This window comes from Pseudomonas juntendi, from assembly GCF_009932375.1.
GTDB classification, from domain to species: domain Bacteria; phylum Pseudomonadota; class Gammaproteobacteria; order Pseudomonadales; family Pseudomonadaceae; genus Aquipseudomonas; species Aquipseudomonas juntendi.
Genome location: NZ_BLJG01000514.1, coordinates 1 through 378 on the forward strand (window position 1 = coordinate 1; position 378 = coordinate 378).

1 protein-coding gene and 1 pseudogene are annotated in these 378 nt (G+C 66.4%); both read left to right on the forward strand.

Annotated elements, in window-relative coordinates:
- On the forward strand, positions 1–123 hold a 123-nt coding region (locus GYA94_RS27010), incomplete at its 5' end, for a FliM/FliN family flagellar motor switch protein (RefSeq protein WP_174824226.1).
- Positions 124–378 (forward strand): annotated as a pseudogene (locus tag GYA94_RS27015) (flagellar biosynthetic protein FliO); the annotation flags it as partial.

Genomic DNA, 378 nt, shown 5'->3' on the forward strand with positions numbered 1-378 from the left:
CTGGACGTGCTGGTCAACGGTACGTTGATCGCCCATGGCGAAGTGGTGGTGGTCAACGAGAAGTTCGGCATTCGCCTGACCGACGTGATCAGCCCCAGCGAACGCATCAAGAAGCTGCGCTGAGTGAAGGCCACGATACGCACCATCGCGGCACTTGCGGCGTTGTTGGGCAGCCACGCCTGCCTGGCAGCGGCCACCCCCACGGCCACGCCGGCAGCGGCGCCTGGCAGCCTGGGCGGGCAACTGGCGCAGATGGTCTTCGGCCTGCTGCTGGTGGTTGGCCTGATTTTCTTCCTGGCCTGGCTGCTGCGGCGTTTGCAGAGCTCGGCGGTGAAGGGTGGGCAGGTGATCGAGATCGTCGGCAGCCGCGCCATCGGC